The organism is Peribacillus sp. YIM B13472 (assembly GCF_042788005.1).
Lineage (GTDB): Bacteria > Bacillota > Bacilli > Bacillales > DSM-1321 > Peribacillus > Peribacillus simplex_E.
In genome coordinates this window covers 1-7,934 of the sequence record NZ_JBHZPG010000065.1, presented here as the reverse complement: position 1 = coordinate 7,934, position 7,934 = coordinate 1, and the positions used below count along the sequence as shown (strand labels likewise).

The 7,934-nt window shown below is 37.6% G+C and carries 6 protein-coding genes; 1 reads left to right on the top strand and 5 read right to left on the bottom strand.

Going from position 1 to position 7,934, the window contains the following annotated elements; all coding sequences use genetic code 11:
- Positions 1-578: 578 nt before the first annotated feature.
- The gene (locus ACFX4I_RS26025) at positions 579-1,136 is read left to right on the top strand and encodes a shikimate kinase (protein ID WP_230304103.1); all 558 of its coding nucleotides are present in this window, start codon (positions 579-581) and stop codon (positions 1,134-1,136) included.
- Between the two features lie 121 nt (positions 1,137-1,257).
- Here ACFX4I_RS26025 and ACFX4I_RS26020 read toward each other — a convergent pair whose 3' ends face one another.
- From ACFX4I_RS26020 to ACFX4I_RS26000, 5 genes are all read right to left on the bottom strand, one after another.
- Positions 1,258-2,271, bottom strand: a complete 1,014-nt coding sequence (locus tag ACFX4I_RS26020; RefSeq protein ID WP_230304104.1) for a LacI family DNA-binding transcriptional regulator — start codon at positions 2,269-2,271, stop codon at positions 1,258-1,260.
- Positions 2,272-2,496: 225 nt separating this feature from the next.
- A complete protein-coding gene (locus tag ACFX4I_RS26015) occupies positions 2,497-3,705 on the bottom strand; it encodes an MFS transporter (RefSeq protein ID WP_230304105.1) in 1,209 nt (402 codons plus the stop codon).
- A 278-nt stretch (positions 3,706-3,983) separates the two neighbouring features.
- Positions 3,984-4,868, bottom strand: a complete 885-nt coding sequence (locus ACFX4I_RS26010) for a quinate/shikimate dehydrogenase (protein ID WP_377424101.1) — start codon at positions 4,866-4,868, stop codon at positions 3,984-3,986.
- Between the two features lie 60 nt (positions 4,869-4,928).
- Positions 4,929-5,690, bottom strand: a complete 762-nt coding sequence (gene aroD, locus ACFX4I_RS26005) for a type I 3-dehydroquinate dehydratase (protein WP_377424099.1) — start codon at positions 5,688-5,690, stop codon at positions 4,929-4,931.
- A 58-nt stretch (positions 5,691-5,748) separates the two neighbouring features.
- The gene (locus tag ACFX4I_RS26000; protein WP_377424096.1) at positions 5,749-6,960 is read right to left on the bottom strand and encodes an MFS transporter; all 1,212 of its coding nucleotides are present in this window, start codon (positions 6,958-6,960) and stop codon (positions 5,749-5,751) included.
- Between the last annotated feature and the right edge of the window lie 974 nt (positions 6,961-7,934).

Genomic DNA, 7,934 nt, shown 5'->3' with positions numbered 1-7,934 from the left:
TTTCATCTTATCATTTTCATAGTAAGAAGTCAATAGTTATTTCTTTCAGCAATCTGCCGAAAGTGATGAAGTTTTTTTCGTTTGTCTTAGTTGGTGCTTATTTATATTAATCTTTTCCTTCCATAAAGTCAACACATTTCATACATTTCTTTGTTAAATGATTTAATCAATTAATAAATGCACTTGTCGTACCTTGGCTTTCGCTTAAAACATATAATCAAACAAAATCATTGCTCCCACCCATTTTATTAAATCAAATACCCGTTTGAAACACATTCCCCTTCAACCTAGTAATGCTTTTGGCAAAATCCATAAAACCTGCAAGTGATAGGTAACGGCAATAACAAACTGGATAGATGAAGAAACGTATAATTAGATGTATGAATCGAATAATGAAAAATGATTGTTCCTTTCGAATGGATTGATTTAAAATAAACCGCTAAATCACGGAATTTCATTGTCCAAATATTTAAAAATTTTTTTACAATTTTACTTTCTTGTACTATAATATATATATTTTAAAAATTTCAGGAGAGACTTTTAATCATTATAAAAATAGTTGGGAGAGGGATTTATAAATGATTAATAAAAACACATCTTTGAGGATGCAAAGTATCGTTTTTATTGGCTTTATGGGGGTAGGAAAGACGACGATCGGTCAGAAAGTAGCAAGGAAATTATATAGGGACTTTATTGATATAGATCAAGAAATTGAAAAGGAATTCAATATGCCCACTACAGAAATATTCAAGAAGTTTGGGGAAAAAGCTTTTCGCGAAAAAGAAAAAAGTGTGATTGAAAGCTTTAGTCAACAACAATTGAAAATCATTTCAGTTGGAGGCGGGGCATTTTTACAAGAGGATATACGAAATATCTGTTTATCCAATTGCATTGTCTTTTATCTGGACTTATCTTGGGAATACTGGAAAGAGAGAATAGGCTTACTAATTGATAGTAGACCTGTTTTACAAAGTCGGTCCCTTGAGGAAATCGAAGAACTCTTTTACACCAGACAAGAAATATACTCCTATCATCATTCAAAAGTGAATACCAATGATCTTGATGTTGATGAAGTGGCAGACTTCATAGTCGATTCATTGAAAGTGGCCTGGGATATTTATGAACCGCTTAAGTAAGACCATCCTTTTTGCTATATAATCAATGTTCCCAATAAAAGAATAATAGAAAAGATGAAAAGGGTACAGCGGTATGGATACCTAGCCTCCTGTAAACTAATCACCTTTTTATTTTTCTTTTTTAGGAAGATTCTCTAATAATCAGTTCTGGATTCAATATGATTCGCTGTTGTTCACGTTCAATTTTCTCCATTTGCTGATACAGAAGATTCGCTGCCTCTTTTCCAATACGTCTAGGGAATGAGGAAATGGTCGTTAGCGGAGGATGATAGATTTCTGCGACTGGAACGTTATCGAACCCTACGATATCTATATCTTTTCCAGGTGTATATCCTTTCATCATTAATCCTTGCATAACACCGAAGGCAATTAAGTCACTAAAGCAAAAAATCGCCGTAGGCGGATTAGGATTCTCAAGTACTTTCAATACAGCCTCCAGCCCTCCTTCCCGTGTAGGGGCACTATCTATCACCAACGATTCATCCACTTCCAATCCCGCTCTTGAAAGAGCTTCACGGTATCCCTCCATTCTCTCGATCCAAGTAGAAGATTCCTTGATGCCACCAAGGAGCGCAATTCTTTTATGCCCCTTTCCAAGGAGATGATCAACAGCGATCCTGGCTCCTTCTGGATAGTCTATGCCTACATAGTCGCTATTCACTCCAGGTAGTTCCCTAACAGCAAGGACCATCGGCGTGTCAATTTCATTTAACCGTTCAATTGTATCTTGTGAGCTTTCAGAGACAGGACAAAGAATCAGGCCTCCCACCCTATGTTCCATCATGGTCGAAAGGAGATGGTCTTGCTTGGCAACCGAGTCGAAGGTAGTCCCCAGCAACACTGTATACCCGACCTTATCCAATGCATCGTGAACGCCTATCAGGAATTCAGAAAAAAAGGTATTTGATATGTCGGTAATAATGATTCCTACTGTATCGGAACTCTGCGACCTTAGGTTTGCTGCAATTCTATCGTAAACATAGCCCAATTCATGCATGGATTTTAATACCTTTTTTCGCGTCGCTTCCGATATTCGGGGGTTATTACGAACGATAAGGGAAGCCGTGGATGTAGATACCCCAGCATGTTTCGCTACCTCTTGCAGCGTGACCCGCCCTTTTTTGGATTGTTTCATAAGTTCAATCACCATCTTGAATGTATTTTTGATGTACTTATTATTATCATGTTCTTACTATAATAATAATATAGTTAGTGTCATTATTACACCCTTGCTTTTGGAACATGGGTACCTCATCGATTAATAATCACTCCAATACATCTATATCCAATATTCATCAGTCCAAAAAAAAACGCCACCCTAGTTCTAGAAGATGGAGTTTTAATAATCCTTCAATATTTTTTAGCCATGGTTAAATATGGTCTGGTGCTGTGTCAATTTTTTATACCGGTAATAAATAAAGGCTGCAGCTAGGATTCCTATAGTTGCAATAAAGCAATCGAAAAGAAATATATGCGATATATCCCCACTCTTAGCGATCAAGCCCGTTGCAATTGGTAAAATGACGCTCGCCAAACTGGATGCCGTCGCAACGATCCCTGTTACAGTTCCTTTTTTCCTCCAGAAAAGTTCAGTCATTATTGCAATGGTTAATTGAAATATCCCAGCTGTCGATGCTCCAAGGAAAAAGGAGCTAATACTTAAGACAAAAGGTGAATGTATCGTTAATATGATGATTACCGTAAGTAATGTAATCATTGGATAAAGCAATATCACCGTCACGGGCTTAATCCATTTGTTCAATAAGATGGCTAATAGCAGGACGGAAATCAGTGATCCGACACTATAATAGCTCAATAATTTAATTGCACCTGAAGATGACATCCCTGCAACTTCCTGGCCGAAACTCGGTAACCAGATTTGTGAAACTGTAAATAACGCAGTTGATGTAAACCCAATTATGATTAGCGCGACTCCTTCGCTCCAAAATTTAGGTTCAGTTATGAACCTGTTCATATGCAAACCCTCCTCCTGACTGACAGCATCGGATTTGCTTTTTGGAAATGAAGCGGACAACATAAAAAACATATTCATGAAATAGATGACAGCCGGTAATAAAAATGCAAATCCGTAAAATAATTGGTTCCTAGAAAGAAACAAGATGAGGAATGGCAGGATTGTTGCACCAAGTGAACCAAAAGCCTTGACCATAACACTGGCGGAACCAGCAGATTCAGGAAACATTTCTGTTAGCGCCGGATATGTACCAGCATCCATGGCTGAGTTGGAAATTCCCGCAAGTAAGGCAAATACAAAGGCCATTTCATATGTGGGGGAAAATGGAATCCCAATTAAAAAAACTCCCATAATTACCGAAGAGACAATGATCAATGGCTTTCTTCCAAATTTATCTGATAATACTCCCGAGAGACCATACGTGAGTAATCTGCCTATTCCTATTGCTGCAATAAGATAACTGATGCCAGTAGAGTCCGTATCCCATTGTTCTGTTAAAGAGGGCATGTTTGAGGCGAGAATTATATTAACCATCCCCAGAAGAAAATAGTTAATATACATGCCAGATGCCGCTTTATAATACTGATTTTTCATTATTACACCCCTATAATAAATCACGTTGTGTTTCTCCCCTAGAACACTTTAATGCAAAATGTAATTACTTAAAGCCTCCCCTTTATGATATCCATTTAAATGAAAACCACTTTTCAAAAAAAAACGCTAAGAAAAACACGGGATTTCACTCCCTGCATTTCCTTAGCTCCGAGGTTTCTGCACTCATTTGATGGTAATCATATAAAGATGATGTACATCGAGTATGATTAAACCTCTATTACGATAAAATGGAGAATAATCTCCAGAGTGAATTCATCTTATTCTGCAAACAATTGCTCTTTGATGTAATCAACAGGCATCTGTTGACCTGTCCATAATTCAAAGGCCAATGCACCTTGCCAAAGCATCATCCCAAGACCATTAATAGCTGTAGCACCGGCAGCCTCAGCTTGTTCCATTAGTTTAGATTTACGTGGGATGTACACAACATCGGTTACGATTAAATCAGGACGCAGCATTGATTCGTCTTGAATGACACTTAAGCCTTCAAGTGGTTTCATGCCAACGCCAGTTCCATTTGCCAAAATATCACTAGTTGCGATTTCAGCCTTTAATTGTTCAACATTTTCAAGAGGGTATACATTGGCTTTCACATTTAAGTGCTTCATATCTTCATTGATGATCCGTACATTCTCTACTGCTTGCGGGAAGAAAGCATCATCACGAGCAAAAATGCTGATTTCCGCCACACCTTCCAGCGCAGATTGAATGGCAATTGGAGTAGCAGCCCCACCAGAACCGATAAGAGTCATTTTCTTGCCTTTAATATCTATACCATGTTCTTTTAGGTTCCGGGTATACCCCATCCCATCGGTACTGTGACCTACAAACTTACCATCAACATTAACAACTGTATTAACGGCCCCGGAAAATTTAGCACTGTCTGCCAATTCATCAAGATATGGAAGTATTTTCATTTTGTTAGGCATGGATACGTTAAATCCTCTTACATTTAATGCACGCATCCCTTTGACTGCATCTTCCAGCTGTTCGTTTCCAACTTCAAATGCTAAATAGGCGCAATTCAAGCCTAATTTATCGAAAGCCAAATTATGCATGGCAGGTGATAAAGAGTGTCCGATAGGTGTTGCCACCAATCCTACCAATTCCGTTTTCCCATTAATTCGTCCTAAATTTTCCATGTTCTATTCCCCCTGATTTTTAAAATTTTATATAAATTCCTTCTTGGAAGGAATTATGAGTTAAATGTTTTGATCAATTATCTCCAATACATCCCTTAATTGAGTAACAGGAATTTGTCCTGGGGCAGATGCTTCATTTCCGGCACCGAATGTACAAGCAGATCCAAACACTGCACCTGATAATCGGCTGACCAGGCCTGTGCCCGACATTGACATCGTAATGAATGGACGATCGGCATACTTTGTTTTCATCGTGTAAGTTGCATCTAATAAAACGAGTAAGTCACCTACAGTTTGGGGCATTACAGCGATTTTTGGAATATGGGCGCCAAATTCCTGCATTTTACGCAATCGGTAAATGATTTCTTCTTTTGCTGGTGTCTTATCGAAATCATGGTTACACATTACTACGTATACGCCATTTTCCTCAGCTACCTTTACGGTCTCCTTCACTGATGATTCTTCAAAAAATAATTCCACATCGACAAGATCAATATTCTTCGTTTCAATTGCTGCATGAAGAAGTTTGAAATAATATTCAACGCTGATTTCCTTGTTCCCGCCTTCTTTATGGCTTCTAAAAGTGAAAAGCAGCAAAGTATTGGGTACAGCACTTCTAAGTTTATAAATCATATCCGAAACGGCTTCTAAGCTTTCAACTTGTTCATAGACATCTACTCGCCATTCAATGATATCCGGCTGTAGCGCATTTACCGTTTCAACTTCTTTAAGCAGTTCTTCTTCAGTTGTCCCCATCAGTGGAACGATGATCTTTGGAACCCCTTCTCCGATCGTTACATCTTTGATCGTGATTGTTTTCATGGATGTTTCCCCCTTTATCATTATCATCAGTGGAGATTCATTTCCCGCTGATGTTCGGCTAGACCATTTTATTGGAAACCTTAATTACCTTTTTGTATCGATAGGCAACGAATACGGCCAATAAAACACTAACTACCGCAATTGCCACATCGAACAAGAAGACCGCAGTTAAACCAGCACTCTTAGAAATGATACCTGTAACGAAAGGTATGATGATAAAGGCTGAACTAGCTGCAATGTTTACATATGAAGTAATCGTCCCTTTATTGGCTGGGAAGAACTCTGTTATTATTGTCATGGCCAATTGGAACACCCCTGCAGTTGAAAGCCCAATGAAGAAAGCGCTCAAAACAGTTATAAATGGTTGTTGGATGTAAATGAGTGACAATAAAGATAACGCTGCAATGATCGGATAGATAATCATGACGGTAATGGGCTTAATTACTTTATTCAATAGAACTGCTAGTAAAATGACAGAAACAAGGGAGCCAATGCTATAGTAACTAAGCAATTGAACAGCTTTAGCCTGGGTTAGCCCCAATGCATCTTGTCCAAAGTTCGGGAGCCAGACTTGAACCAGCATGAATAAAGCAGTTGATGTGAAGCCTAATAGTATGACGGCCAAACCTTCCTGAGCAAACTTCGGTTTGGAGAGGAATTGGTGTTGAACCGGTGCAGTTTGTTCATCATCTTTAGTCTGGCTATGAGCTTTATGATCCGGGAATGAAACCTTAAGCAGGAAAAACCCATTAACAAGATAAACAGCAGCCATTAAGAAGAATGTATACCCGTAAAACATATCCCTAGCTATGAAGAACGCCATGATAAATGGAAGAAGTGCGGCACCGACTGAAACGAACGCTTTTATTAATACGGTTGCGGAACCAGCTTTCTTTTGAAAAGCCTCAATAAGTGCTGGATACGTACCAGCATCCAAAAATGAGTTTGCAATACCAGCACACACAGCAAATATAAATGCCAATGTATAGTTAGGAGCCAAAGGTATACCTATGAGGAAAATCAGGTAGATAAAAGATGCTGAAACAACAAATGGTTTCCTTCCTAATTTATCCGAAAGTCTACCGGCGAAAAACAAAGAAACTAACTTACCGATTCCTATAGCAGAGACCAAGTAACTTATTCCTGAGGCACTTGTATTTAATTGGTCGGATAATTTTTCCATATTTGACCCAATGATAATATTGATCATGCCTAAAATAAAATAGCTAATATATAAACCTGTGGCCATTTTTATAAATGGATTTTTCATGAAACACACCCCTATTAAAAAAGTTATCGAAATGCAATTTGATTCTTAAGCCTTTCAGAAGTTTCCTCCTTGCCCCATACCATAAATTTATGAAACACAATTACGTACTAAATAAAAACAATAAACTTCATTAGTTAACCGGCTTGTTAGTACATCGTTCTACTAACTTTCGCTATCTAGTATATCGTTCTACTAAATTTTAGTTCAATAATAGTACATCGTTCTACTAACTTTCAATAATATTGGTATATCGTTCTACTATTATTGAACGAGTAGTTTCTTAATTCAAAAGGTATTAAATTAAGACTTATGCTAAAGTTAATCAGTTAACTTTCTTTAGTATATCGTTCTACTGGATTATTATACTGCGCTAATTTAATTGTGTCAAACTCATGAAGCAATCCTTAATAACTATCAAAGCGATCCCTCATATTCATTATTTTCTTCCAAAGGTGCTCATTTTGGTTCCGATTTACCTTAAAAGTTCAGCCATACCTTGGATTTGTTAGTGTTCATACAAGATGAAGAACGCTTTTATTTGCTGTGGCACAAATTATTCTATTATTTATGAGGGCTTCCTTCCTTTTCGATATTCTCCACTTTTTTAGTTACCAGTTTCTGAATAAATTTCTTTTTAGCTAAAAAATATGCACTGCTGCTTATTTAAATCCAATTCTCCAGTTATTTGCAATCGATTTGAATATCTCGTGTTTAAGAAAGGATGGAAGAATGTCTCGCTTATATCCTAAGTTGAGGGATGGGTCAAAAAGATTCTCAATTTAAAATGAAAAACAATTTTCAATTTCAGCCTCTCTCAGGGGTTATATAACAACTTCTATATATAGAAATAACGGGGCTACATAATTTTTTTAGAAACTTTTGGTTCATAACGCAAAAAAAAAGACCAGCCGGATGGCTGATCTTTTTAAATGGCTTGGCGGCGTCCTACTCTCACAGGGGGAAACCCCCAACTA